General features: G+C 71.4%; 22 protein-coding genes. 19 read left to right on the top strand and 3 right to left on the bottom strand.

Translation table 11 applies throughout. The features are described 5' to 3' along the window. Window positions 1–87: 87 nt before the first annotated feature. Complete coding sequence (locus tag ABT147_RS04390) at window positions 88–492, top strand: VOC family protein (RefSeq protein WP_351402627.1); 405 nt, start codon at window positions 88–90, stop codon at window positions 490–492. 60 nt (window positions 493–552) lie between these two features. Here ABT147_RS04390 and ABT147_RS04385 read toward each other — a convergent pair whose 3' ends face one another. Both ABT147_RS04385 and ABT147_RS04380 read right to left on the bottom strand, forming a co-directional pair. Then, window positions 553–1,257 (bottom strand): helix-turn-helix domain-containing protein, encoded by a 705-nt coding sequence (locus ABT147_RS04385; protein ID WP_351402626.1) that lies wholly within the window; start codon window positions 1,255–1,257, stop codon window positions 553–555. Between the two features lie 127 nt (window positions 1,258–1,384). Then, the gene (locus ABT147_RS04380; protein WP_351402625.1) at window positions 1,385–2,323 is read right to left on the bottom strand and encodes an AraC family transcriptional regulator; all 939 of its coding nucleotides are present in this window, start codon (window positions 2,321–2,323) and stop codon (window positions 1,385–1,387) included. Between the two features lie 81 nt (window positions 2,324–2,404). On the opposite strand from ABT147_RS04380, the gene ABT147_RS04375 reads away from it, so the two are divergent. After that, window positions 2,405–3,247, top strand: a complete 843-nt coding sequence (locus ABT147_RS04375) for an NmrA family NAD(P)-binding protein (RefSeq protein ID WP_351402624.1) — start codon at window positions 2,405–2,407, stop codon at window positions 3,245–3,247. A 341-nt stretch (window positions 3,248–3,588) separates the two neighbouring features. Here the strand turns inward: ABT147_RS04375 and ABT147_RS04370 are convergent, their stop codons facing one another. Continuing rightward, the gene (locus ABT147_RS04370; protein WP_351402623.1) at window positions 3,589–4,722 is read right to left on the bottom strand and encodes a YihY/virulence factor BrkB family protein; all 1,134 of its coding nucleotides are present in this window, start codon (window positions 4,720–4,722) and stop codon (window positions 3,589–3,591) included. Window positions 4,723–5,361: 639 nt separating this feature from the next. Here ABT147_RS04370 and ABT147_RS04365 point away from each other — a divergent pair. From ABT147_RS04365 to ABT147_RS04285, 17 genes are all read left to right on the top strand, one after another. Further along, on the top strand, window positions 5,362–7,848 hold the full coding sequence (locus ABT147_RS04365; protein ID WP_351402622.1) for a Pls/PosA family non-ribosomal peptide synthetase: 2,487 nt from the start codon (window positions 5,362–5,364) through the stop codon (window positions 7,846–7,848). 14 nt (window positions 7,849–7,862) lie between these two features. Next, on the top strand, window positions 7,863–10,364 hold the full coding sequence (locus ABT147_RS04360; protein ID WP_351402621.1) for a non-ribosomal peptide synthetase: 2,502 nt from the start codon (window positions 7,863–7,865) through the stop codon (window positions 10,362–10,364). Further along, window positions 10,361–11,470, top strand: coding sequence for a TauD/TfdA family dioxygenase (locus ABT147_RS04355; protein ID WP_351402620.1), 1,110 nt, complete (start codon window positions 10,361–10,363; stop codon window positions 11,468–11,470). Before ABT147_RS04360 ends, ABT147_RS04355 begins: the two co-directional genes overlap by 4 nt. Further along, the gene (gene sbnB / locus ABT147_RS04350) at window positions 11,467–12,510 is read left to right on the top strand and encodes a 2,3-diaminopropionate biosynthesis protein SbnB (protein WP_351402619.1); all 1,044 of its coding nucleotides are present in this window, start codon (window positions 11,467–11,469) and stop codon (window positions 12,508–12,510) included. The genes ABT147_RS04355 and sbnB overlap by 4 nt, the downstream gene beginning before the upstream one ends. Before the next feature lie 47 nt (window positions 12,511–12,557). Next, complete coding sequence (gene sbnA, locus ABT147_RS04345) at window positions 12,558–13,598, top strand: 2,3-diaminopropionate biosynthesis protein SbnA (protein WP_351402618.1); 1,041 nt, start codon at window positions 12,558–12,560, stop codon at window positions 13,596–13,598. Between the two features lie 146 nt (window positions 13,599–13,744). Beyond that, window positions 13,745–15,388 carry an acyl-CoA dehydrogenase family protein gene (locus ABT147_RS04340; RefSeq protein ID WP_351402617.1) on the top strand — a complete coding sequence of 548 codons (1,644 nt, stop codon included), beginning with the start codon at window positions 13,745–13,747 and terminating at the stop codon, window positions 15,386–15,388. Window positions 15,389–15,761: 373 nt separating this feature from the next. Further along, a complete protein-coding gene (locus ABT147_RS04335) occupies window positions 15,762–17,057 on the top strand; it encodes a helix-turn-helix domain-containing protein (RefSeq protein WP_351402616.1) in 1,296 nt (431 codons plus the stop codon). A gap of 135 nt (window positions 17,058–17,192) precedes the next feature. Beyond that, the gene (locus ABT147_RS04330) at window positions 17,193–18,599 is read left to right on the top strand and encodes a hypothetical protein (protein WP_351402615.1); all 1,407 of its coding nucleotides are present in this window, start codon (window positions 17,193–17,195) and stop codon (window positions 18,597–18,599) included. Window positions 18,600–18,669: 70 nt separating this feature from the next. Beyond that, complete coding sequence (locus ABT147_RS04325) at window positions 18,670–19,251, top strand: GNAT family N-acetyltransferase (RefSeq protein WP_351402614.1); 582 nt, start codon at window positions 18,670–18,672, stop codon at window positions 19,249–19,251. A 92-nt stretch (window positions 19,252–19,343) separates the two neighbouring features. Beyond that, window positions 19,344–19,427 carry a putative leader peptide gene (locus ABT147_RS04320; RefSeq protein WP_309474722.1) on the top strand — a complete coding sequence of 28 codons (84 nt, stop codon included), beginning with the start codon at window positions 19,344–19,346 and terminating at the stop codon, window positions 19,425–19,427. A gap of 170 nt (window positions 19,428–19,597) precedes the next feature. Then, entirely contained in the window at window positions 19,598–21,289 is a 1,692-nt protein-coding gene (locus ABT147_RS04315) for a nitrite/sulfite reductase (protein ID WP_351402613.1), read from the top strand. After that, a complete protein-coding gene (locus ABT147_RS04310; RefSeq protein WP_152786627.1) occupies window positions 21,286–21,465 on the top strand; it encodes a hypothetical protein in 180 nt (59 codons plus the stop codon). The genes ABT147_RS04315 and ABT147_RS04310 overlap by 4 nt, the downstream gene beginning before the upstream one ends. Next, window positions 21,462–22,235 carry a phosphoadenylyl-sulfate reductase gene (locus tag ABT147_RS04305; protein WP_351402612.1) on the top strand — a complete coding sequence of 258 codons (774 nt, stop codon included), beginning with the start codon at window positions 21,462–21,464 and terminating at the stop codon, window positions 22,233–22,235. Before ABT147_RS04310 ends, ABT147_RS04305 begins: the two co-directional genes overlap by 4 nt. 122 nt (window positions 22,236–22,357) lie before the next feature. Next, on the top strand, window positions 22,358–22,903 hold the full coding sequence (gene cysC, locus ABT147_RS04300) for an adenylyl-sulfate kinase (RefSeq protein WP_351402717.1): 546 nt from the start codon (window positions 22,358–22,360) through the stop codon (window positions 22,901–22,903). Then, the gene (gene cysD / locus ABT147_RS04295) at window positions 22,900–23,838 is read left to right on the top strand and encodes a sulfate adenylyltransferase subunit CysD (protein ID WP_351402611.1); all 939 of its coding nucleotides are present in this window, start codon (window positions 22,900–22,902) and stop codon (window positions 23,836–23,838) included. Before cysC ends, cysD begins: the two co-directional genes overlap by 4 nt. Before the next feature lie 2 nt (window positions 23,839–23,840). Then, the gene (locus tag ABT147_RS04290; protein ID WP_351402610.1) at window positions 23,841–25,169 is read left to right on the top strand and encodes a sulfate adenylyltransferase subunit 1; all 1,329 of its coding nucleotides are present in this window, start codon (window positions 23,841–23,843) and stop codon (window positions 25,167–25,169) included. A gap of 235 nt (window positions 25,170–25,404) precedes the next feature. Next, window positions 25,405–26,514: an aliphatic sulfonate ABC transporter substrate-binding protein gene (locus ABT147_RS04285; protein WP_351402609.1), complete on the top strand. Its 1,110-nt coding sequence runs from the start codon at window positions 25,405–25,407 to the stop codon at window positions 26,512–26,514. Window positions 26,515–26,518: the final 4 nt, after the last annotated feature.

Genomic DNA, 26,518 nt, shown 5'->3' with positions numbered 1-26,518 from the left:
CCCAGCGGAGTGGGGCGGGTTCCGCGATGGGCTCGGGTGTCCGATTCCTTCAAGACCGGCCGGCGGCGGCCCGCCTACGGTGGCCGTATGACTCCACGACTCGATGCGATCGGCATGGTGGCCTCGGACATGGCCGCCTCCGTCACCTTCTACCGCCGGCTCGGCTTCGCCTTCCCGGAGGGCGCCGAGGACCAGCCGCACGCCGAGGCCCGACTGCCCGGCGGGCTGCGGCTGCTGCTCGACACCGAGGAGACCGTCCGCTCCTTCCACCCCCGGTACCAGCGGGGCACGGGTGGCGGCGCGGGGCTGGCCCTGCTGTGCGACAGTCCGGCCGAAGTCGACGCGGTGTACGAGGAGTTGGTGAACGCCGGATACCACGGTGAACTCAAGCCGTGGGACGCGGTGTGGGGCCAGCGGTACGCCGTGATCCTCGACCCCGACGGCAACGGCGTCGACCTCTTCGCACCACTGCCGACGCCCGCTCCCCAGTAACCCGCTGCTCCGACGCCCGCTCCCCCGCAGCCCGGCGGCCTGCCCGGGGCCTCGGGCTCGTTACCGTCCGCCGAGCAGATCGCCGAGCGGCAGCCCCGCCAACTCCCGTACGTCACGCGCCAGATGCGGCTGATCCGCGTACCCGGTCCGGGCCGCCGTCTCGGCGAAGGGCACCCCGTCGCGAGCTAGCGCGAGCGCCCGCTGCAGGCGCAGCACCCGGGCCAGCGTCTTGGGTCCGTACCCGAACGCGGCGAGTGATCTGCGGTGCAACTGCCGCGCTCCGAGGCCGAGTTCGTCGGCGGTCGCGGCCACGGGCCGCCCCGCGTCCAGGGTTTCGACGACCCGCCGCAGCACCGGGTCGGGCCGCCCCACCTCGGCCGCCCGCTCCAGGACCACCGCTTCGAGCCCGCTCGCCGGATCATCCGCCGCGTTCACCCGCGCGGTGAGCCGCCGTACGACCGCCGGGGACCACAGCTCGGCCAGCTCCACCCGGCGGTCCCGCAACTCGTGCGCGGGCACACCGAGAAAGGCGGGCGCCTGACCGGGGAAGAACCGAAGCCCCGCCCAACTGCTCGGCGTCCCTTCGGTGACGTACGCCGTGGTGTCCGGCCCGGCGACCATCAGCCGCCCGTCGTTCCACAGCAGATCCATGCACCCGTCGGGCAGGATCCGCCCAAAGCCCGGGCTGGCGGAACCCTCGGAACCTTCCGGGCGATTGGTCCACACCACGGCCCCGTCCAGCCGAGAAGCCCTTTCCGCATACACACGAAAAGGCTACGCCTGTGGCCGCCGAGCACCACCGCGCGCCCTCCAGGGGCGCGGGGAACTGCGCGAGCAACCACCCACGACCCGCAGTCCGCGACAGCCCCACACCCCCACGGCGCCCCCGGCTCTACCCAGACCGCCGATGCTCCTGAGGACTCACCCCATAAACCCTCTTGAACGCGTTCGACAAGGCGAACGCACTCCCGTATCCCACCCGCCGCGCGATCGCCTCCAACGTGTCCTCACTCTCCCGCAGCCGGTCCGCCGCCAGCGCGAGCCTCCACCCCGTGAGGTACGTCATCGGCGGCTCCCCCACCAGCTCGTTGAAGCGCCGGGCCAGCGCCGCCCGCGAGACCCCCGCCTTCGCGGCCAGCGCGGCCACCGTCCAGGGGTGCGCCGGATCGTCCTGCACCAGCCGCAGCACCCGCCCCACGACCGGGTCGGCCATCGCGGCGTACCACGCGGGGGTGTCCGCGTCCGGCCGGGCGAACCACGCCCGTAGCGCGGCGATGACCAGCAGGTCGAGGAGGCGGTCGAGGACGACCTCCTGGCCGGGTTCGTCGCGCACGATCTCCTCCATGAGGATCGGCGTGAGCGGGCACGGCCATTCCTCGGAGGTCAGGGTGAGCAGCGGTGGCAGCGCGTCGAGGAGCCGTCCGCTGACCTCGCCCTGCCAGAGGTAGGTGCCGATCAGCACCACGGCCGAGCCGTCGAGCCGGTCGCCCCAGGAGCGGACGCCGAGGTCCATGGAACCGTTGAGGGGGCGGCCGTCGGGGTAGCCGCACTCGGCGCCCGGCAGGATCACGGCCTGGGGCGGGGTCGAGGGGTCGTCGGCGCAGGTGTACGGGGCGGGGCCGCGTGCGATGGCGAGATCGCCGGCCCGGAGCCGTACCCGCTGTCCGCCGCCCTCGTCGGGGATGATCCAGGCGTCGCCGCGGACCATGAGCATGACCGTGAGCGGGGCGCGGTCCTCCACGCGTACGCACCAGGGCGGGTCGAAGCACGCACGGATCATGAAGGCGCCACGGGCTCGCGGGCCCTCCAGCAGGCCGGTGAGTGCGTCCATGTCCGTCAGCGTAGACGCGTGCTTATGGGAATGAGCCGTTCAGCGATGGGGTGCGGGCGCTCGGGGTTCTTCACTGGAGGCATGACGGAGAACACGGCACGTACTCAGGACATGACGGTGTTGGTGACGGGGGCCTCGGGGCGTACGGGGAGCCGCGTGGCGGAGGCGGCGCGGGCCGCCGGGCTCACGGTGCGGGCGGCGTCCCGTGCGAACGGGTTCGACTGGTTCGACCGGTCCACGTGGGCGCCGGCCCTGCGGGGTGTGGACGCGGCGTATCTGGTGTACCCCTCGGACATCGGGGCGCCCGGTGCCGCCCCGGCGCTCGGCGGGGTCGCGCGGGAGGCGGTCGCGGGGGGTGTACGGCGGCTGGTGCTGCTGTCGGCGCGCGGGCAGGACCTGGCGGCTGCCGCCGAGGAGGCCGTGAAGGCGTCGGGGGCTCGGTGGACGGTGGTGCGGGCGGCGTGGTTCATGCAGAACTTCAGTGAGGGGCCGCTGGTGGAGGGGTTGCGGCACGGGGAGTTGGTGTTTCCCGGTGGTGAGGTGCAGGAGCCGTTCGTCGATGTGCGGGACATCGCGGACGTGGTGGTGTCGGCGCTGACCTCGGGCGACGTGTATGTGGGGCGGACCGTGGAGGTCACGGGCGGGCGGTTGCTGAGCTTCCGGGATGCGGTGGCGGAGATCTCGGCGGTCGTGGGGAGGGAGTTCTCGTATGTGCCGGTGTCGGCGCGGGACTACGGGGACCAGTTGCTGGGGTTCGGGGTGCCGGCGGAGGAGGTGGCGTCGCTGGTGGAGGCGTTCGAGGGGTTGCTGGACGGGCGTAACGCGAGCGTCTCCGACGAGGTGCGGGGTGTGTTGGGGCGGGGGGCGCGGGACTTCGGTGAGTTCGCTCGGGAGGGGGCCGCGGCCGGGGTTTGGGGAGCGTGAGCGCCGTAGGGGTGAGGGTGCGTTGCGGGGTGCGGGCCGTGTGTGGAGCGTGAGCACCGTGGGGGTGAGGGTGCGTTGCGGGGTGCGGGCCGTGTGTGGAGCGTGAGCACCGTGGGGGTGAGGGTGCGTTGCGGGGTGCGGGCCGTCCGTGGTTGCTCGCGCAGTTCCCCGCGCCCCTTAAAGGCCTGGGGTCGCCCGGCGGATCACGACGCACCGCTCACACACGGCCCCACACAAGCCTGCGCCGCCCCGCAGCCGGCAGCGCACCGCTCGCCCTGCCCCGCAAGGCCCGCAGTCGCCCGGCACCTGACACCACACGCCCCGTGCCCCGGCGAGGCGCGCTACTCCTCCCCCTTCTTCACCGGTGACCGCAGTCGTGACGTCACGTCCTCCGGGGGCAGGAAGCGGGACCAGCGTTCGGGGAATTCGGAGGGCATGTCGGGGTCTTCGGGGTCGTGGGAGCGGGCGGCGGCGGCGCGGGCGACGTATTCGGCGGCCTGTTCCTCGCGGAGGCGCTCGTTGGCGGCGCGGGCCGCGGCCGTGGCGGCGGCGGGCCAGACGCGGTCGATCGCGGCGTTGACGGCGGCGCCGACCAGGACCGCGAAAGCGCTGACGCCGATCCAGAGGAGGACGGCGACCGCGGCGGCCAGGGAGCCGTAGATCGTCGCCCCCTCGACCGTGCTGGTGAGGTAGATGCGGAGCAGGAAGCTGCCGAGGACCCACATGCCGAGGGCCATGAGGGAGCCCGGTACGTCCTCGACCCAGGGGGAGCGGACGGGTACTGACACGTGGTAGAGCGTCGTGAGGAAGACGATGGACAGGACGATCACGACGGGCCAGTAGAGGACCTGCACGACGGTCGCCGACCACGGGACGATCCGGACGACGGCGTCGGGCCCGGCGACCATCAGCGGCAGGGCGACCGAGCCGATCAGCAGGGCCACGATGAACAGCAGGAACGCCATGAGGCGGGTCTTGACGATGCCGCGGACGCCGTCGAGGCCGTACATGACGGTGATGGTGTCGATGAAGACGTTCACCGCGCGGGAGCCGGACCACAGGGCGAAGAGGAAGCCTATGGAGATGACGTCGGGACGGCCGCCCTTCATCACGTCGTCCAGGATGGGCTGCGCGATCTGGGCGACGCCCTTGTCGGACAGGACGGTGCGCGAGGCCTCCAGGAGGTTGAGCTCCAGGCTGGCGATGGTGTCGGCGCCGGTCCAGTCGTCGACGTAGCCGAGCAGGCCGATCATGCTGAGCAGCAGCGGCGGTACGGAGAGCAGCGTGAAGAACGCCGCCTCGGCCGCGAGGCCCAGGATGCGGTACTCGATGCAGGAGTTGACGGTGTCCTTCAGGAGCAGCCAGGCGGTCCTGCGCTTGGAGACGTCCCGGTAGAGGGCGCGGGCGCGGTGGAGACGTCCATGGGAGCTCTCGGGCGTCCCGGACGGTGGGGGTGACTGACTTGCTGGCTGCACGCCCTAAAGGTATCCGGCCGCGCGTGCCGCCCTCACCTCCCCGTGGCGTCGGCCGCGACGGGGTCGGCGTGCGGCCCGTGTTCCCGTCCGCGTGCGGCGCGGGCTCCCGTCCGTGTGCGGCGCACGTTTCCCTCCGGTCGCGTCACGGGGCAGCAAACAAAGGGAAACCCAGAAGAAATCAAAGGTGATTCCGAATCGCCTTTTCTGTCATGGACGTGCTGGCCGAATCATTGAGGGGCCGGAAGCGGAACCTCCGGGCGTGTTTGTACCGTCCCTTTGGAAAGTTCCCCGCTGAAGCGGTGGGCGGACGCAGGTCCGACAGGTCGGAAGAGATCCGAAAAGGGGCGGGAAAGCGTCAATTACCCGACCTCACTTGACCTGTTCCCGAATGTACCGAAAGAATCCGGATTGCATTCCGCTGCGCCTACCTGGACCAGGTGCCGGCACAGCGCACACCAGGGGATTCATCGAGGCTCCGACCAGGCCTGATCAATTCCGCCACACGCGTCACCGCTTTCCATCTCTGCAACTCTCCCCCCTCCTTCTGTCATTCCGCGCGCCGTCCCGTTCACCCCCGGGCGCCTTCCATCGCAATACCTGTCGCGGAGAAATTCAATGACATTGCCAGCGCCACGACCCGTGGTGGAAATACCGGGCGAGGTCCAGGGGGCCGAGCCGGACGCGGCGGAATCGTACACCGCCACCGAGCGACTCCTGGCCGAGGTTTTGGCCGGCGTCGCACGCGTCGAACATGTGCCCGCAGAAAGCCATTTCTTCGACGACCTCGGTGCCAACTCGCTGACGATGGCGCATTTCTGTGCCCGCGTCAGGAAGCACCCCGATCTGCCGTCGGTGTCCATCCGGGACGTCTACGGCCACCCGACGATCCGCTCTCTCGCCACCGCGCTGACCGAGGCCCCGCCGCCGCGGGCCGCCCCGCCGGTGCCCGCCGAGCCCGCACCCCCGGGCAGTACGTTCCGGTACGTCCTGTGCGGGGCGCTGCAGTTGCTCCTCTTCGCCGGATACTGCCTGCTCGCCACCGCCGGATACGTACAGGGGTACGAGTGGGTGGCGGACGCCTCGGGGATCGTCGCCGTCTACCTGCGGTCGGCCGTCTTCGGCGCGCTCGCCTTCCTCGCCCTGTGCACCCTGCCGGTCGCCGCCAAGTGGGTGCTGATCGGGCGCTGGAAGACCGTGGAGTTCCCCGTGTGGGGCCCGGCGTATCTGCGGTTCTGGATCGTGAAGGCGCTCCTGCGCACCAGTCCGATGGTCCTGTTCGCCGGCAATCCGCTGTACGTGCTCTATCTGCGGGCCCTCGGCGCCCGCATCGGACCGGGCGTCACGATCCTCAGCCACACCGTCCCGGTCTGCACCGATCTGCTGACGATCGGCGCGGGCACCGTCGTCCGCAAGGACTCCTACTTCCTCTGCTACCGGGCGCGCGCCGGGCGCATCCGCACCGGCCCGGTGACCCTCGGCCGGGACGTCTTCGTCGGCGAGCACACCGTCCTCGACATCGGCACCTCCCTGGGCGACGGCTCCCAGCTCGGCCACTCCTCCGCACTGCGCGCCGAGGAGTCGGTCCCCGCCGGGGAGAGCTGGCACGGCTCACCGGCCCGGCGCACGGACGTGGACCACATCCGGGTCGCCCCGCTCCCCTGCGGCACGCTCCGGCGGGCCGGATACGGGCTCACAGCCCTGCTCCAGACCCTGCTGCTGTACGTGCCGCTGACCGTCGGCGGCGCCTATCTGCTGCTCACCGCCGCGCCCTCGCTGGACATCCTGCTCGACCCGGCGTCGCGGCACCTCACCTCGGCGCGCTTCTACGTCGAGGCGACGGCCCTGTCACTCGTGCTGTTCACCGGCTCCGTCGTCGTCGGCGCCGTCACCGTGTTCGTCGTACCGCGGCTGCTGCGCCCCCTGGTGAAGCCGGACCGCGTCTATCCGCTGTACGGCTTCCACTACTCGGTGCACCGCGCGATCGCCCGCCTGACCAACCTCAAGTTCTTCAAGTGGCTGTGCGGCGACAGCTCGTACATCGTCCCCTACCTCAAAGCCCTCGGATACGACCTCTCGCGCGTCGAGCAGACCGGCTCCAACTTCGGCACCGAGGTGCGGCACGAGACGCCGTACCTGGTGACGGTCGGCAGCGGCACGATGGTCGCGGACGGTCTGTCGGTCATGAACGCGGACTACTCCGGTACGTCGTTCCGGGTCTCCCGGACGGCGATCGGCGGGCACAACTTCCTGGGTAACGCCATCGCCTACCCGGTCGGCGGCCGGACCGGCGAGAACTGTCTGCTGGCCACCAAGGTGCTGGTCCCGCTCGACGGCGAGCTCCGCGAAGGGGTCGGGCTGCTCGGCTCACCGCCCTTCGAGATCCCCCGCTCGGTCGAACGCGACAGCCGCTTCGACCATCTGCGCGAGGGCGAGGAACTGCGCCGCCGGCTCGCCGCGAAGAACCGCTTCAACCTGCGCTCGATGGGACTGTTCCTGTTCCTGCGCTGGCTGCACACCTTCGCGCTCACCCTGCTGGGCTTCGCGGCCTACGACCTGTACGGGCACGGCGACGGCTTCGCCGGACTGCTGGCGCTCGCCGCGTTGCCGCTCGCGGCGCTGCTGTTCACCGTCCTGTACTACGCGCTGATCGAGCGGTCCCTGACCCGCTTCCGGCCGCTGCGCCCCCGGCTGTGCTCCATCTACGACCCCGTCTTCTGGCGGCAGGAGCGGCTGTGGAAGCTGCCGGACAAACACCTGGACGTGCTCAACGGCACTCCGTACAAGAACCTCGTCTGGCGGCTGCTCGGGGTCCGGATCGGGCGCCGGGTCTTCGACGACGGGGTGTACATCACCGAGCGGACGCTGACGGCCGTCGGGGACGACTGCACGCTCGCCGCCGGCAGCAAGATCCAGGCGCATTCGCAGGAGGACGGCACCTTCAAGTCCGACCACGTCACGATCGGCGCCGGCAGCACGCTGGAGGTCCAGGCGTTCGTCCACTACGGCGTGACGCTGGGCGAGGGGGCCGTGCTCGCGCCCGACTCCTTCCTGATGAAGGGCGAGGAGGTGCCGCCGTACGCACGCTGGGGCGGGAACCCGGCGACGGAGAACACCGGATCACGGTGAATCGGGGGAAGAACATGGAACTGTTGGATGCGGGCGACGTCGCCCGCGCGTACTGGCACGGGGTGCTCGGCGCCGGGGGGCGGACCGTCATACCCAGGTGGAGCGCCGACCCGGCCAAAGGGGTCGCCGCCTACGAAGTGGCCCTGCCGGAGGGGCTGTTGACCGCCGCCGACGGTACGGCCGCGCTGCTCGCCGCCCACGCCAAGGTGCTGTCCGCGCTGTCGGGCGAGGGCGAGGTCGTCACCGGCTGGCTGGAGGACGGACGCACCCTGCCGTGCCGGCTCACCACCGCGCCCGGCGACACCTGGCGGGAGCTGCTGGGCCACACCCACCGGGTCACCGCGGAGCTGCTGACGCACGCCGGGTTCCCGGTGGACGCCCTGCGGCACGAACTCGGGCTCGCCGAGGCGCCGTTCGAGACCGTGCTCGACACGAGCGGGGGCGACGGCGACCTCGACGAGGAGGTGGTCCTGCGGGTGGGGCTGGTGCACCGCGACGACGGTCCGGCGCTGCGGCTGCGGTACCGCACGGATGTGCTCGACGAGGAGGGCGCCGCCCGGATCGCCGGCTACCACCTCACCGCCCTCACCCTGCTGGCCGCCGAGCCGGACGCCGAGCACGGGCGGAGGAGCCTGGTGTCGGACGACGAACTCCGGTTCCAGATCGACGGGTTGGCCGGTCCGCACCGCGAACTGCCCGACCGCCGGGCGCACGAGCTGTTCGAGCAGCGGGTCGTGGCGCACCCGGACGCGGTCGCGGCGGTCCACGGCGACCGGCGCTGGACGTACCGCGACCTCAACTCCCGGGCCAATCAGCTCAGTCGGGCCCTGCTGGTGCGCGGGCTCGGCCGTGAGGGCGTCGTCGCGGTGGTGACGGAACGGAACCTGGACTGGATGGCGGCCGTCCTCGCGGTGTTCAAGGCGGGCGGCGCCTATCTGCCCGTCGAGCCGCACTTCCCCGCCGAGCGCGTCGCCACCACGCTCGCCCGCGCCGGCTGCGAGCTGGTGCTCACCGAGCGGGGCAGTACGGCCACGCTGGACGAGGCCCTGGCCGCACTGCCCGGGGTGCGGCGGCTGCTCGTCGAGGACGCCTACGACGAGGCCCACCCGGACTCCGACCTGGGGATGGAGATCGCCCCGGACCGGCTCGCGTACCTGTACTTCACGTCCGGTTCCACGGGTGAGCCCAAGGGCGCGATGTGCGAGCACGCCGGGATGCTCAACCATCTGCACGCCAAGCTCGACGACCTCGGCATCGGCGAGGGCGACGTGGTCGCGCAGACCGCGCCCCAGTGCTTCGACATCTCCCTGTGGCAGCTGCTGGCCGCCCCGCTGGTCGGCGGGCGGACCCTGCTGGTGGAACAGGACGCGATCCTGGACGTCGGGCGGTTCGTCGACCGGATCGTGGAGGGCCGGGCGAACGTGGTCCAGGTCGTGCCGTCGTACCTCGAAGCGGTCCTCGCCCATCTGGAGCGGCACCCCCGGGAACTGCCCGACCTGCGCCGGGTGTCGGTCACCGGGGAGGCGCTGAAGAAGGAGCTGGCGGAGCGCTGGTTCGCCACCGCACCGGGGATACCGCTGGTCAACGCCTACGGGCTGACCGAGACCTCGGACGACACCAACCACGAGGTGATGGACCGGGCCCCGGAGGGCAGCCGGGTGCCGCTGGGCCGCCCCGTCCGCAACGTCCGGGTGTACGTCGTCGACGAGCGGCTCTCCCTGGTGCCGCTGGGCGCGCCCGGGGAGATCGTCTTCTCCGGGGTGTGTGTCGGACGGGGGTACGTCAACGATCCCGAGCGCACCGCGCGGGCCTTCACCACCGACCCGTACCGGCCCGGTGAACGGCTCTACCGCAGCGGGGACCACGGGCGCTGGCGGCCCGACGGCAAGCTGGAGTTCCTGGGCCGCCGGGACAACCAGGTCAAGGTGAGGGGCTTCCGGATCGAGATCGGCGAGGTGGAGAACGCGCTGCTCAAGGTGGCGGGCGTGCGGGACGGCGCGGTGGTGGTGGCCGGGGGCGCGCGGCTGGTCGCCTTCCACTCCGGCCGGCCACTGGCGGGCGAGGAGCTGCGGGACCGGCTGGCGGCGTCGCTGCCGGCGTACATGGTGCCGTCGGTGTTCCACCATCGCGAGAGCCTGCCGCTGACCGCCAACGGCAAGATCGACCGGCGGACGCTGACCTCGCTGGCGGAGCGACTCGGCTCCGTGGAAGGCGAGCCGGGCGGCCTCCTGGTCACGCCGACCGAGGAGCGGCTGGCTGCCGCGTGGGCCGACGTGCTCGGGGTGCCACGGGACCGGATCGGCCGGCACGACCACTTCTTCGACCGGGGCGGCACCTCCCTGTCGGCGGTGAAGCTCGCCATCGCCCTGGAGCGGGCGGTGTCCCCCAAGGACGTGGCCGGGCATCCGGTCCTGGCGGAGCTGGCCGGGCTGATCGACACGAGGGCCGACACGGGGACGCACACGAGGGCCGGTGCGCCCGGTGCCGCCGGGACCGTGGGGAGGTCGTCGCTGTGAGCTTCCTGAGCCGCCGCCGCGCCGCCGCGCGCCATCGCAAGGACACGGCGACGAGTCCGCCGTCGTCAACTCCCCCGCCGCTGCCGGACATCGAGCTGTCGACCGACAGGCCGCCGCTGCTCACCGTCTCGCCCGCCGGACCCGCGTCCCGCTGGGCGGCCGGGCAGCGGGACGCCCTGCGGGCCGTCGTCGCCGAGCACGGCTCGGTGCTCGTGCGCGGCCTCGGGCTGCGGGACGCGACCGAAGTCGGCGCTGTCTTCCGGGAGTTGGCCGACACGCTGATGACCGAGAGGGAGGCGTTCGCGCCCCGGCGGACGTACGCGGACGGGGTGTACTCCTCGACGGCCTGGCCGTCGAACCAACCGATGTGCATGCACCACGAGTTGAGCTACACACTGGAGGTCCCCGGCCTGCTGCTCCTCGCCTGCCTCGAACCCGCCGGGCGGGGCGGGGCGACCGGGGTCGCCGACGCGGAGGCCGTACTCGCCGCGCTGCCGCCCGAGTTGACCGAACGGTTCGAGCGGGACGGCTGGCTGCTCACCCGCTCGTACAACGACGAGATCGGGGCGTCGGTCGCCGAGGCCTTCGGCACCGCCGACCGGACCGTCGTCGAGGCCTACTGCCGGGCGCACTCCATCGAGTTCGCCTGGCGGCCCGACGGCTCCCTGCACACCCGGCAGCGGCGCGCGGCCGTGCTCCGGCATCCGGTGACCGGCCGGCGCTGCTGGTTCAACCAGATCGCGTTCCTCAACGAGTGGACCATGGACCCCGAGGTCCGCGAGTACCTGGTGGACATGTACGGGGCCGACGGGCTGCCCTTCAACACCCGTCACGGCGACGGCGATCCGATCGGCGCCGAGGTCGTGGCGACGCTCAACGAGGTCTACGAGGCGCACACCGTCCGCGAACCGTGGCGGTCCGGCGATCTGCTCCTCGTCGACAACATCCGCTGCGCCCACAGCCGTGAGCCCTTCGAGGGGCCGCGCGAGGTGCTGGTGGGCCTCGCCGATCCGGTACGGCCGCCCGGCCACGACAAGCGGCACTCCCCCGCACAGGGCTCCGACAAGCAGGACTCCGACTCGAAGGACGAGGTGAGCTTCACATGACCGAGGTTCCGGGTTTCGCCGTGATCTCCGGCGCCCAGGTGCAGCGGGCCCTGCGGGGCCGGGAACGGGAGATCGTCGAACTGGTCGAGTCCGCCTATCTGCTGCACGGGAACGGGGAGACGGGCGACACGGTCAATCCGCCGTCGTACTTCCTCCGCTTCCCCGATCGTCCGTCGTCGCGGATCATCGCGCTGCCCGCCTCGCTGGGCGGGAAGTACCAGGTGGACGGGTTGAAATGGGTCTCCAGTTTCCCGGAGAACACGGCGAGCGGGCTGCCGCGCGCCTCCGCCGTGCTGATCCTCAACGATCACGCCACCGGGTATCCGTTCGCGTGTCTGGAGGCCTCCATCATCAGCGCCACGCGGACGGCCGCTTCGGCGGCGCTGGCTGCCGACCGGCTGAGCGACGCGCGCCGGGGGGCGCCGCGTCCGACCCGGGTCGGTTTCCTCGGAACGGGCCTGATCGCCCGGTACATCCACACCTTCCTCGTGGCGACCGGCTTCGCGTTCGAGGAGGTGGGGGTGCACGACCTGTCCGCGGACAGCGCGGCCGGGTTCCGGGGGTATCTGGAGCGGTCGGACGCGGGCGGGCGGGTGACCGTGTACGACGGTGCCGAGGACGTGATCCGGGCGAGCGACCTGGTGGTCCTCGCGACGATCGCGGGCGAGCCGCACATCCATGAACCGAAGTGGTTCGACCACCACCCGCTGGTGCTGCACGTGTCGCTGCGCGATCTCGCGCCCGAGGTGCTGCTCGCGTCGGCGAACTTCGTCGACGACGTCGAGCACTGCCTCAAGGCGAACACGTCACCGCACCTGACCGAACAGCTCACCGGCGCGCGGGACTTCCTCGACGGAACGCTCCACGACGTCCTCACCGGCCGGGCGACCGTGCCGGCGGACCGGCCGGTGATCTTCTCGCCCTTCGGCCTCGGGGTCCTCGACCTCGCGGTCGGCGGTCATGTTCACGACGAAGTGGCCCGCTCCGGCGAGCTGCGGGTCGTGGACGACTTCTTCCACGAGCTGCGCCGCCACGGCTGAACGGCCGGGCGCACCGCGTACGACAGTGCACAACCAGGGGGGCCGCAGTGCCAGTCATATCCGTTCCCACGGACTTCAACGAGGAGGAGCTGTACGTCGATCTGCGACAGGTCGTCGGACACGAGCTCTTCCTGAAGTGCGAGGGCTTCAACTTCGCCGGCTCGATCAAACTCAAGGCCGCGTCCGAGATGGTGCGGGCCGCCGAACGGGAGGGACGGCTCAGGCCGGGCTCGACGCTCGTCGAGTCGTCGTCCGGCAATCTGGGCGTCGCGCTGAGCATGATCGCGGCGAGCCGGGGCTACCGGTTTCTGTGCGTGACCGATTCCCGGTGCAATCCGCAGACCCGGCGCATGATCGAGGCGCTGGGCAGCCGGGTGCACGTCATCTCCGAACCGGACCCGCACGGTGGTTTCCTCGGCGCCCGGATCGCGTACGTCCGCGCGCTGTGCGCCACCGACCCGCGGTACGTGTGGCTCGACCAGTACACCAATGAGTCGAACTGGCAGGCGCACTACCGCACCACCGCGCCCGCCATCGCCCGGCAGTTCCCGCGGCTGGACGTGCTGTTCGTGGGGGTCGGCACCTCCGGGACGCTGATGGGCTGCGCCCAGTGGTTCTGGGAGCGGCGGCGCCGGGTGCGGATCGTCGCCGTGGACAGCGTCGGTTCGGTGGCGTTCGGCGGGGCGCCGGGCCGCCGGATGATCCCGGGGCTGGGCACGAGCGTGACTCCGGCGCTGCTCGACGCGTCCTATGTGGACGACGTCGTCCGGGTGGAGGAGATCGACACCGTACGGGCCTGTCACCGTATGGCCCGGCGCGGCTTCCTCTTCGGGGGCTCCACCGGCACGGTCGTCAGCGGCGCCACCGAGTGGCTGACCCGCAACGGCTCGCCCGACACCACGGCGGTGGCCGTCTCCCCGGACCTCGGGGAGCGCTACCTCGACACCATCTACCGGCCGGGCTGGCCGCTGGAGCAGTACGGGGAGGGCGTACTGGACCCGGAGGAGGAGTTCGGAACGGGTGGACTGGGGACGGGCGGACTGGGGACGGGCGGACTGGGGACGGGCGAGCTGGCGGCGCCCGTCTGAGCCGGCCCCCGCGAGTCCGGCGCCGATCCGTACCCCGGTCCGGCGCCGGACTCCTGCCCACCGGACATCCGCCGACCTGGCTCCTGCCCGCCGGACACCGGTGAGCGTCGCCGTGCCGGGGCGATGCCGGCGGGTAGGTTCCTTTCATGGCAGCCAGCACCCATGAAGTGACCAACCAGGCTCCGCCCCTGGTGGACTACGACGTCTTCGCCGCCGACCGGGTCCTGACGGAGGCGGTCGACCGGCATCTGGCACCGGAGCTGCTGGACGAGGCGCGGGACGAGCTGGCGGGGTTCGGCCGTACGGCGGGCTCCGCTCAGGTGCAGGAGTGGGGGCGGCTGGCGAACGAGAACCCGCCGAAGCTGCGGACGTACGACCGGTACGGCAACCGGGTCGACGAGGTGGAGTTCCATCCGTCGTGGCACCGGCTGCTGGGCAAGGGGGTCTCGGCGGGGCTGACGGCGGCCTGGACGCGGCCCGGCGGGCATGTGCGGCGGGCGGCGGCGTTCGTCGTCTGGACCCAGGTCGAGGCCGGCAACGGCTGCCCGCTGTCCATGACCCACGCGGCGGTGCCCGCGCTGCGCACGGACCCGGCGCTCGCCGCCGAGTGGGAACCGCGGCTGACGTCGCTGCTCTACGACTGGGACATGCGGCCCGCCGACCGGAAGGCCGGGGTCCTCTTCGGGATGGGCATGACCGAGAAGCAGGGCGGCAGCGACGTCCGCGCCAACACCACCGGCGCACGGCCGTTGGCCGAGGACGGGACGTACGAGCTGACGGGCCACAAGTGGTTCTGCTCGGCGCCGATGTCGGACGGGTTCCTGGTGCTGGCGCAGGCCCCGGGCGGGCTGACGTGTTTCCTGGTGCCCCGGGTGCTGGCCGACGGGTCGCGGAACGTGTTCCGGATCCAGCGGCTGAAGGAGAAGCTGGGCAATCGGTCGAACGCGTCCGCCGAGGTCGAGTTCGACGGGACGTGGGCGCGCCGGGTCGGGGACGAGGGCGCGGGGGTGCGCACGATCATCGGGATGGTGGCGGCCACCCGGCTGGACTGCGCGCTGGGCGCGGCCTCGCTGATGCGGCAGGCGGTGGCGCAGGCGGTCCACCACTGCGCGTACCGGGAGGCGTTCGGCGGGCGGCTGATCGACAAGCCACTGATGCGCAACGTCCTCGCCGATCTGGCGCTGGAGTCGGAGGCGGCGACGACGCTGGCGATGCGGTTGGCGGCAGCCTACGACGCGGCGGAGGCCGGCAACGAGAACGAACGCTCGTTTTTGCGGATCGCGGTGCCGGCCGCCAAGTACTGGATCACCAAGCGCTGCACCCCGCTCGTGACCGAGGCCGCCGAGTGCCTGGGCGGCAACGGCTATGTCGAGGAGTCCGGCATGCCCCGGCTGCTGCGCGAGTCCCCGCTCAACTCCGTCTGGGAGGGCGCCGGGAACATCCAGGCCCTGGACGTACTGCGCGCCCTCCAGCGTGAACCCCGGGCCCTGGACGCCTACTTGCGGGAGGTGGGCCGGGCCCGCGGCGCCGACCACCGGCTCGACGGCGCGATCAAGGACCTGCTCACCGAACTCGCCGACCTGGACGGCATCGAGGCCCGCGCGCGCCGGCTCGCGGAACGGCTCGCCCTCGTTCTGCAGGGCGCGCTCCTGGTCCAGTACGCGCCCCCGGCGGTCGCCGACGCGTTCTGCGCCTCCCGGCTGGGCGGTGACTGGGGCACGGCCTTCGGCACCCTGCCGCACACCCTGGATCTGGCGTCGGTGGTGGAACGGGCGCGTGCGGTGGCTTGAACCGACACCGGCCGGGGGCGTCCCGCCGCACGTACGGGCGTCCTCTTTCGAGTGGTGCGACCGGAGGGTCCGACGCGGGGGTGGTGCTGCGCCGACACGGCACCACCCCCGCTTCGTGGGCCCCTCTGAGCGGAGCGCATACGCCGCGACAGGCGACGTTGAACAAGTTTCAAGGAGCGTACGCCGGTTCGCCAGGGTTGCAGGGGGTTGCAACTCGTCTGCGCTCTGTGGCCGGAGTGTGTCCCTCCGTGGCCGAAGAGCGGCAGACTATGAACCCCGCAGTCAACGCCGTCGCGCGGATCCGGACTTCCACGGCCACCGGGGCCGAGGAGCGGACCGGCCCGCCGGGGAGGAACGAGTGCCGCACTCGCCGATGGAAGTCACGCGGCTCACCGCCACGGACGCCGCACGGGCGGCCCGGGTCCTCGGCGAGATCCGCGCCTCCACCCTCGACGGCCGGCCCTCGAAACCCGCCCCGCGCCCCGCGATCCGGGAGTCCTGGGGCCGCACGGCGCACAGCGGTGTCGACCCCGACCACGACTTCCGGTCCGACCTCCTCGGCCGCGACGAGGTCGAGCGCCGCCGCCGGACCTCACGGCTGCGGCATGTCATGCCGGTGCTCCGCGAAGGGCTGCTCTCCCTGGCGGACACCGCGCAGCACATCATGATGGTCGCGGACGCCGACGCCCGGGTGCTGTGGCGCGAGGGCAGTACCGGCGTGCTCCGCAAGGCCGACGGGCACGGCCTCGGGATCGGCGCGGACTGGCGCGAGGAGACCGTCGGCACCAACGGCGTGGGCACGCCCCTCGTCTCCCGCCGCGCCGTCCAGGTCTTCTCCGCCGAGCACTTCGTCCGCGCACTGCACCCCTGGACCTGTACCGGCGCCCCCGTCGTCGACCCGCGCGACGGCCGGCTGCTCGGCTCGGTGGACATCAGCGGCCCCCTGGAGACCCTGCACCCCTCCACCCTCGCCCTGGTCGACTCGGTCGCCAAGCTCGCCCAGGCCCGGCTGCGGGACCTGCACCTCACCTCGCTCGAACAACTGCGCGCGGTGGCGGCCCCGGTCCTGGCCCGCATCGGCGGCCGGGCGGTCGCCGTGGACCGGGACGGCTGGACGGCCGCGGTGACCGGCATGCCGTACACCAGCCGTGTCGCCCTCCCCGAGGCGCTCTCCCCCGGCCGCTGCTGGCTCCCCGCGCTCGGCCTGTGCTCCGTGGAACCGCTGCCCACCGGCTGGCTGATACGCCCCACCGCGGACCCCGCGCCAGCCCCGACCGTCACCCACATCACCCTGGACGTCTCCCACCCGCGCCGCTGGACCCTCACCGTCGCCGGCTGCGCCGGCTCCTGGACCCATGAACTGACCCCCCGCCATGCCGAACTCCTGTACCTCCTCGCCCTCCACCGCGGCGGCCGCAGCGCCTCCGCCCTCGCCGACGACATGTTCGGCGACCTCGCCCGCACCGTCACCGTGCGCGCCGAGATGTCCCGCGTACGCCGCTATCTCGGCGCCTTCCTCGACCACCGCCCGTACCGCTTCACCGAGCGGGCCGACGTCGAAGTCCTGCTCCCCGCGGCCCCGTTGGACCTGCTGCCGCACTCGGTGGCACCGGGAGTGGTACGGGCGCGGGGGATCACACCCGGTGAACGGATCATGGCCCCGGAGTGAGGGATCTCCCTTGATTTCTCGGGACCTCGGCGTGACACGTGTCCCACTGCCGTAGCATCGCTGCCAGGCCGCCCCACCTGTCCCTCCGTCAAGATCTTGGTCTCGGTAGGCAGTTGGCCGTCCCCGGGAGGTTTCATGAAGCACCGCGGCAGACACCGTCGACGCAGAAGGGGACGTGCGCTGCGCGCGTCCCTGGCGGGAACCGCGCTGGCCCTCACGGCGGCGGCCACGCTGATCAGCACGTCACAGGCGGCCGGCAGCCCCACACCGGGCGCGCTCTCCTCGATCACCTCGCCCGACGAACTGCGCAGGCTGCAGCTCCGGGAGACCCTCACCGACGGCACCGGACTGCGCACGCTCACCACGAAGACGGGCGGCGCGGTCGATGTCGAGGAGGTGCTGCGGAGCGCGAACCACACGATGCGCGGCGAGGGCGACTGCTTCGGCGCCGAGAAGAACAGTCTGCCCGTCGAGCCGGTGGCCGCGCGGGCGTACTGCTGGGAGCCGGGCGACGCGGTCGACGACAGGTGGGTCCCCCGCTCGGTCACCACGTCCCGGAACAACCAGGTCATCGCGGCCGGCTGGACGCACACCGGCGCCGGGAGCGACACGCCCGGCGGCCACCCGACCCGTGCGGGCGGTCCGGGCGTCGGCGCGCCCGACGAGGAGGGGCTCGCCCGGGTCGCCTTCGTCGACGCCAGTGACCCGGCGAACCTCAAGTACCGCTGGGTCCTGCTGGTCGTACCGACGGCCGACGGACAGGACTTCGAGGGCCTGCGTTCCCGGCTCGGCGGCATGGCCTGGTACGACGACAAGCTGATCGTCACCGCGCGGGGCCCGGAGAGCCGGGGCCGGCGGGACGACTCGCTGTACGTGTTCGACCTGGCCCGCTTCCTCCGCGCCGACGTCACCGACAGCGAGGTGATCGGCAAGGCCGGCGACGGCTGGTCGGCCCACCACTACCGGTACGCGCTGCCCGCGATCGCCGCCTACAGCCCACCGGCGGGCGGCGGCTGTGACGCGCGCGACAACGACGGGGTGCCCTGCCTCGGCTCGCTCTCCCTGGACCGGACGTCGACACCGCCCACCGTCGTCGCGAGCGAGCGGTTCCGGCCGGGCCGCGAGGAGCCCGCCCGCGTCTGGCGCTACGCCCTCGACCTCACCTCCGACCGCACCGGCCTGCTCACCACCACCGGGCGCGAGAGCAGCGCCGTCGCCACGGAGGCGTACCAGACCGAGGCCACCGGCGTCCGGGGCGTCCTCGCCCACCAGGGCGACTGGTATGTCGACCAGGCCGCCGAGAAGCCCGACGGGCACGGCACCCTCTGGCGGCAGGACGAGGACGGGGCCCAGGTCGCCAAGTGCGCGGAGACCGAGGCCGACGAGAAGGCGGGCCTCAGGTCGTACGCCTGCTGGGGCCGCCACACCGCCTCCCTCTCCTACTCACCGGAGACCGGCGAGCTGTGGACGCTCACCGACCCCATCCCGGAACGGGTGCTGTACGCGGTGAAGCTGAAGGACGTCGACGGCACGCTGGACTAGCGCTCTCGGCCCGACAGGGCGACCCGGCCCGGCCTTGGAGGCGGGCCGGGCCCCGTGATTCCCTGGGCTCATGAGCAGCAGCCCCGTCACCACCTGGTCCCTGGAACAGACCTCCCCCAGCGACCTGCTTCCCGCCGCCGCCCCCGAGGGCGACGACGTCCGCATCGTGCGCGCCGAGGTCCCCTCCCCCGAGTTCAGCCGCTTCCTGTACGCCTCGGTCGGCGGTGACATCCGCTGGATCGACCGGCTGTCGTGGCCGTACGAGCGGTGGCAGGAGCACCTGGGCCGGCCGGGTGTGGAGACCTGGGTCGCCTACGACCGGGGGACGCCCGCCGGCTATGTGGAGCTGGAGCCGCAGGACGACGGGGTCGTGGAGATCGTGTACTTCGGGCTGATCCCGGCGTTCCGGGGGCGGCGCATCGGTGGACATCTGCTGTCGTACGGGACGGCCCGGGCCTGGGACCTCGCCGAGCGGTGGCCGGGGCTGCCGCCGACCAAGCGGGTCTGGCTGCACACCTGCACCCGGGACGGCGAGCACGCCATGGCGAACTACCAGCGGCGGGGCTTCACCCTGTTCGACACGAAGGTGACCGAGGAGGCGGACACCCCGGCGCCGGGACCCTGGCCCGGGGCGACCGTTTCCACACCATGACCCACATCACACCGTCTCGGCATGCGAGACATCCTTGTCCGGAATATGGATGACGGTGGACTCGGTCTAAAGAGCCGTGACACGCTTCCGTCATGTCTGGAACTGGAATTGCCTTGGTGAGTCGGCGGCACGTCGACCTCGGCCGCATGTCCAGCGCCATCTGTCCGGTGAGCTGACGCCCCTGCCGCGAGGGGTTGGACGACCCCGGGCACTAGCGCCGCACCCTCCTCTGTTTCAGCCCGCGCAAAGACGCGCAGGCGCCGCACACGCTGCCCGCGTGTGCTCGCATGCGCGCGCAAGCGCAGGTCAGAGCCGCTTCCACGCCTTTCCCGAAGGACATACACCCATGGCCGCCACCCCGCAGAACCCCGCCACGCCACGCCGCAAGGTGAGCCGTCACCGTGGTGAGGGCCAGTGGGCCGCGGGACACTTCACCCCGCTGAACGGCAACGAGCAGTTCAAGAAGGACGACGACGGTCTCAATGTGCGGACACGCATTGAGACGATCTACTCGAAGCGTGGCTTCGACTCGATCGACCCCAACGACCTGCGCGGCCGGATGCGCTGGTGGGGGCTGTACACCCAGCGCAAGCCCGGGATCGACGGCGGCAAGACCGCGATCCTGGAGCCGGAGGAGCTGGACGACAAGTACTTCATGCTGCGGGTGCGGATCGACGGCGGTCGTCTCACCACCCAGCAGCTGCGGGTGATCGGCGAGATCTCGCAGGAGTTCGCGCGGGGCACCGCCGACATCACCGACCGGCAGAACGTCCAGTACCACTGGATCCGCGTCGAGGACGTCCCCGAGATCTGGGAGCGCCTTGAGGCCGTCGGGCTGTCCACCACCGAGGCCTGCGGTGACACCCCCCGTGTGATCATCGGCTCGCCCGTCGCCGGCATCGCCGCGGACGAGATCATCGACGGCACCCCCGCGATGGACGAGATCCATCGGCGGATCATCGGCAACCCGGCCTTCTCGAACCTGCCCCGCAAGTTCAAGTCCGCGATCTCCGGCTCGCCGCTGCTCGACGTGGCGCACGAGATCAACGACATCGCCTTCGTCGGTGTCCGCCACCCCGAGCACGGCCCCGGCTTCGACCTCTGGGTCGGCGGCGGCCTCTCCACCAACCCCAAGATCGGGCAGCGGCTCGGCGCCTGGGTGCCGCTGGACGAGGTCGCGGACGTGTACGAGGGCGTCATCTCGATCTTCCGTGACTACGGCTACCGGCGGCTACGCACCCGCGCCCGCCTGAAGTTCCTGCTCGCCGACTGGGGCACGGAGAAGTTCCGCCAGGTCCTGGAGGACGAGTACCTCAAGCGCAAGCTCATCGACGGCCCGGCGCCCGACCAGCCGGTGGCCCGCTGGCGCGACCACGTCGGTGTGCACCAGCAGAACGACGGCCGCTACTACGTCGGGTTCGCCCCGCGTGTCGGCCGCGTCGACGGCACCACGCTGACGAAGATCGCCGACCTCGCCGAGGCGCACGGTTCCGGCCGGGTCCGGACCACCGTCGAGCAGAAGATGATCGTCCTCGACGTCACCGAGGAGCAGATCGACTCGCTCGTGGCGGGCCTGGAGGCGCTGGACCTCACGGTCAACCCCTCCCCGTTCCGGCGCGGCACCATGGCCTGCACCGGCATCGAGTACTGCAAGCTCGCCATCGTCGAGACCAAGGCCCGGGGTTCCGCGCTGATCGACGAACTGGAGCGCCGTATCCCGGAGTTCGACGAGCCGCTCACCATCAACATCAACGGCTGCCCGAACGCCTGCGCCCGTATCCAGGTGGCGGACATCGGTCTCAAGGGTCAGCTGATGCTCAACGACCAGGGTGAGCAGGTCGAGGGCTACCAGGTGCACCTGGGCGGCGCGCTCGGCCTGGAGGCCGGCTTCGGCCGCAAGGTGCGCGGCCTGAAGGTCACCTCCGACGAACTCCCCGACTACGTCGAGCGCGTGCTCAAGCGGTTCCAGGACGAGCGCGAGGACGGCGAGCGCTTCGCCGCCTGGGTCACCCGCGCCAGCGAGGAGGCCCTGTCGTGAGCGAGCGAGCCGCCCCTTTCTACTGCCCCTACTGCGGTGACGAGGACCTGCGCCCGAACGAAGAGGGTCATGGCGCGTGGGAATGCGGAGCCTGCAATCGAGCCTTCCAGTTGAAGTTCCTCGGGCTGCTGGCCCGGGGGGTTCAGCGAGCCGACAGCGGAGGGGATCACATATGACTGCCGTTCAGACGGACTCGGATTCCGATACATCCGCGTCCACGGCCGCGTCCTCGACGGACGCGGCCGGCCCGGACGCGGCGAAGCGCGCCGAACTCAAGGCGCTCGCCGAGCAGGCCGGCCGTGATCTGGAGGACGCCTCGGCGCTGGAGATCCTCCAGTGGGCCGTGGACACCTTCGGCAAGCGCTTCTGCGTGACCTCCTCCATGGAGGACGCGGTCGTCGCCCACCTCGCCTCCCGGGCCAGGCCCGGCGTGGACGTCGTGTTCCTCGACACCGGCTACCACTTCCCGGAGACCATCGGCACCCGCGACGCGGTCGAGGCCGTGATGGACGTCAACGTCCTCACGATCACCCCGCGTCAGACGGTCGCCGAGCAGGACGCCGAGTACGGGCCGAAGCTGCACGACCGCGACCCCGACCTCTGCTGCTTCCTGCGCAAGGTCAAGCCCCTCGAAGAGGGCCTCACCCGCTTCGACGCGTGGGCGACCGGTCTGCGCCGCGACGAGTCCGAGAGCCGGGCGAACACCCCGGTCGTCGGCTGGGACGACAAGCGCGGCAAGGTCAAGGTCTCCCCGATAGCGCGCTGGACGCAGGACGACGTGGACGCCTACGTCGCCGAGCACGGCGTGCTCACCAACCCCCTGCTCATGGACGGCTACACCTCCGTGGGCTGCGCCCCCTGCACCCGCCGCGTCGCCCCGGGCGAGGACGCGCGGGCCGGCCGCTGGGCCGGCAACTCCAAGACCGAGTGCGGGCTGCACCTGTGACCGCCGCGGTGCCCGCAGAGAACGCCACCGAGACCGCCACCAAGACCGTCGAGACCGCTGACACCGTCGGGAACACCGTCCCCGGGACGGACCGTGCTCCCGCGACGAACCAGGAGAACCCAGTGACGACCGGAGCCACCGGAGCCACCGTCTGGCTCACGGGTCTGCCGAGCGCCGGCAAGACCACCATCGCCTACGAGCTGGCGGGCCGCCTGCGCGAGGACGGCCACCTCGTGGAGGTCCTCGACGGCGACGAGATCCGTGAGTTCCTCACCGCGGACCTCGGCTTCAGCCGCGCCGACCGGCACACCAACGTGCAGCGCATCGGCTTCCTCGCCGACCTGCTCGCCCGCAACGGCGTCAAGGCGCTCGTGCCCGTCATCGCGCCCTACGCCGACAGCCGCGAGGCGGTCCGCAAGCGGCACGCGGCGAGCGGTGCCGCGTATGTCGAGGTGCATGTGGCGACACCGGTCGAGGTGTGCTCCGTACGCGATGTGAAGGGCCTGTACGCCAAGCAGGCGGCCGGTGAGATCTCCGGGCTGACCGGGGTCGACGACCCGTACGAGGCTCCCGAGACCCCGGACCTGCGCATCGAGTCGCAGGACCAGACGGTCCAGGAGTCCGCGGCGCTGGTCCACAAGCTGCTCACCGAGAGGGGTCTGGCATGACGACGACCGTCGCCGCCGTCTCCGGGGAGACCGGCACCCCGTACACGCTGTCCCACCTGGACGCGCTGGAGTCCGAGGCCGTCCACATCTTCCGCGAGGTGGCGGGTGAGTTCGAACGGCCGGTGATCCTGTTCTCCGGCGGCAAGGACTCCATCGTCATGCTCCACCTGGCGCTGAAGGCCTTCGCCCCGGCGGCGATCCCCTTCACGCTGCTCCACGTGGACACCGGGCACAACTTCCCCGAGGTCCTGGAGTACCGCGACCGCACGGTCGCCGAGCACGGGCTGCGGCTGCACGTCGCCTCCGTGCAGGACTACATCGACCGCGGAGTGCTGCGGGAGCGCCCCGACGGCACCCGCAACCCCCTCCAGACCGTGCCGTTGACCGAGAAGATCCAGGCGGAGAAGTTCGACGCCGTCTTCGGTGGCGGGCGACGCGACGAGGAGAAGGCGCGCGCCAAGGAGCGGGTGTTCTCCCTGCGGGACGAGTTCTCGCAGTGGGACCCGCGCCGGCAGCGCCCCGAGCTGTGGAACCTGTACAACGGCCGGCACGCCCCCGGTGAGCACGTCCGGGTGTTCCCGCTGTCCAACTGGACCGAGCTGGACGTCTGGCAGTACATCGCCCGGGAGAAGATCGAACTGCCGCAGATCTACTTCGCGCACGAGCGTGAGGTGTTCCAGCGGGCCGGCATGTGGCTGACCGCCGGTGAGTGGGGCGGCCCCAAGGACGGCGAGACCGTCGAGACGCGGCTCGTCCGCTACCGGACCGTGGGGGACATGTCCTGCACGGGTGCGGTGGATTCGGACGCGGTGACGCTGGACCAGGTCATCACCGAGATCGCCGCCTCCCGGCTCACCGAGCGGGGTGCGACCCGCGCCGACGACAAGATGTCCGAGGCCGCGATGGAAGACCGTAAGCGCGAGGGGTACTTCTAGGCATGACCACGACCACGGAACTCACCGAGACGACCCTGCTGCGGTTCGCCACCGCGGGCTCGGTCGACGACGGCAAGTCCACCCTCGTCGGGCGGCTGCTGCACGACTCCAAATCGGTCCTCACCGACCAGCTGGAGGCCGTGGAGCGGGTCTCCGCCAGCCGTGGCCAGGACGCCCCCGACCTCGCGCTGCTCACCGACGGCCTGCGGGCCGAGCGGGAGCAGGGCATCACCATCGACGTGGCGTACCGCTACTTCGCCACCCCGCGCCGCCGGTTCATCCTCGCCGACACCCCCGGCCATGTGCAGTACACCCGCAACATGGTGACGGGTGCCTCCACCGCCGAGCTGACGGTGATCCTGGTCGACGCCCGCAACGGCGTCGTCGAGCAGACCCGCCGGCACGCCGCGATCGCCGCGCTGCTGCGTGTCCCGCACGTGGTCCTGGCCGTCAACAAGATGGACCTCGTCGGGTACGAGGAGCACGTCTTCGCGCGGATCGCCGAGGAGTTCACGGCGTACGCGTCCGAGCTGGGCGTCCCGGAGATCACCTCCATCCCGATCTCGGCGCTGGCCGGTGACAACGTGGTGGAGCCGTCGGCCAACATGGACTGGTACGGCGGCCCGACCTTCCTGGAGCACCTGGAGTCCGTGCCGGTCGCCCACGACCTGGCGCACTGCCACGCCCGTCTCCCCGTGCAGTACGTGATCCGTCCGCAGACCGCCGAGCACCCGGACTACCGGGGCTACGCGGGCCAGATCGCGGCCGGTACGTTCCGCGTCGGCGACCCGGTGACGGTCCTGCCCTCCGGCCGTACCACCAAGGTCACGGGCATCGACCTCCTCGGCAAGCCGGTCGACGCGGCCCACACCCCGCAGTCGGTGACGCTCCTGCTGGAGGACGACATCGACATCTCGCGCGGCGATCTCCTCGTCCCCAGCAAGGACGCGCCCGCGACCACGCAGGACATCGAGGCGACCGTCTGCCATGTCGCGGACGCGCCGCTCACCGTGGGCCACCGGGTGCTGCTCAAGCACGGCACCCGTACGGTCAAGGCGATCGTCAAGGACATCCCCTCCCGTCTCACACTCGACGACCTGTCCCTGCACCCGCACCCGGGACAGCTCGTCGCGAACGACATCGGCCGGGTGAAGATCCGTACGGCGGAGGCGCTCCCCGTCGACTCGTACGCCGACTCCCGCCGCACCGGCTCCTTCATCCTGATCGACCCCGCCGACGGCACGACGCTCACCGCCGGCATGGTCGGCGAGTCGTTCGCCTCCCCCGAGCCCGTCAAGGACGAGGCCGAGGACGACGGGTGGGACTTCTGACATGAACCCAGTGGACTACTACGCGACGTTCGCGAAGGAGGGCGGCCGTGTCGGCAGCGGCGCCCTCGGCAGCGGGCAGGGCGGAGTCGCGCGATGTGTGCGATGACGTACGCGCACTGCTTGCGCGCCCCGTCCCCCCACCCGACGTCCCGGTTGCGACGAAGACCGTTCTCCTGACCTCCCGGCCACGACCTGAGAGACCGTGACCGCCGGGCCTCCGAGAGGAACACCTCCCGTGCCTGCACACCGCTCCGCCGCCTTCCGGCGTACGTTCGCCGCCATCGCCGCGCTTCCCCTGCTCACCCTCGCCGCCTGCGGTTACGGTTCCGAGTCGACCGAGACCAAGACCGACAAGGTCGCCGCCGGGGCCGAGAAGATCGGCGGTCTCGACACCGTCAACATCGGCTACTTCGGCAACCTCACCCACGCCACCGCCCTCGTCGGCATCCAGAAGGGCTTCTTCCAGAAGGAGCTCGGCGGCACCAAGGCGAAGTACACGACCTTCAACGCCGGCCCCTCCGAGATCGAGGCCCTCAACGGCGGCTCCATCGACATCGGCTGGATCGGCCCCTCCCCGGCGATCAACGGCTACACCAAGGCGGACGGCGCCAACCTGCGCATCATCGGCGGCTCGGCCTCCGGCGGCGTGAAGCTCGTCGTCAACCCGGACAAGATCAAGTCCCTGAAGGACATCAAGGGCAAGAAGATCGCCACCCCGCAGCTCGGCAACACCCAGGACGTGGCGTTCCTCAACTGGATCGCGGAGCAGGGCTGGAAGGTCGACGCGAACACGGGCAAGGGCGATGTGTCCGTGGTCCGCACGGAGAACTCCGTCGCCCCGGACGCCTACAAGTCCGGTGCCATCGACGGCGCCTGGGTGCCGGAGCCGACCGCCTCCAAGCTGGTCGCCGAGGGTGCGAAGGTCCTGCTGGACGAGGCCGACCTGTGGCCGGACAAGAAGTTCGTGATCACGAACATCATCGTGCGCCAGGAGTTCCTGAAGGAGCACCCGGACGTCGTCGAGGCCGTGCTGCGCGGCTCGGTCAAGACCAACGCGTTCATCAACACCAACGCGGACGAGGCGAAGACCGCGGCGAACGCCCAGCTCAAGGCGGACTCCGGCAAGGAACTGCCGGCTGAGGTGCTCGACCCGGCGTGGAAGTCCATCCAGTTCATCAACGACCCGCTGGCGTCCACCCTGCAGACCGAGGCGGACCACGCGGTCAAGGCCGGTCTGCTGGAGAACCCGAAGCTCGACGGGATCTACGACCTGACGCTGCTCAACAAGGTCCTCAAGGCCGAGGGCGACGACGAGGTCGACGACGCCGGTCTCGGCGTCAAGTAACCGC

Source organism: Streptomyces sp. NPDC001868 (assembly GCF_040297125.1).
Lineage (GTDB): Bacteria > Actinomycetota > Actinomycetes > Streptomycetales > Streptomycetaceae > Streptomyces.
This window is presented reverse-complemented; position numbering and strand designations above follow the sequence as displayed.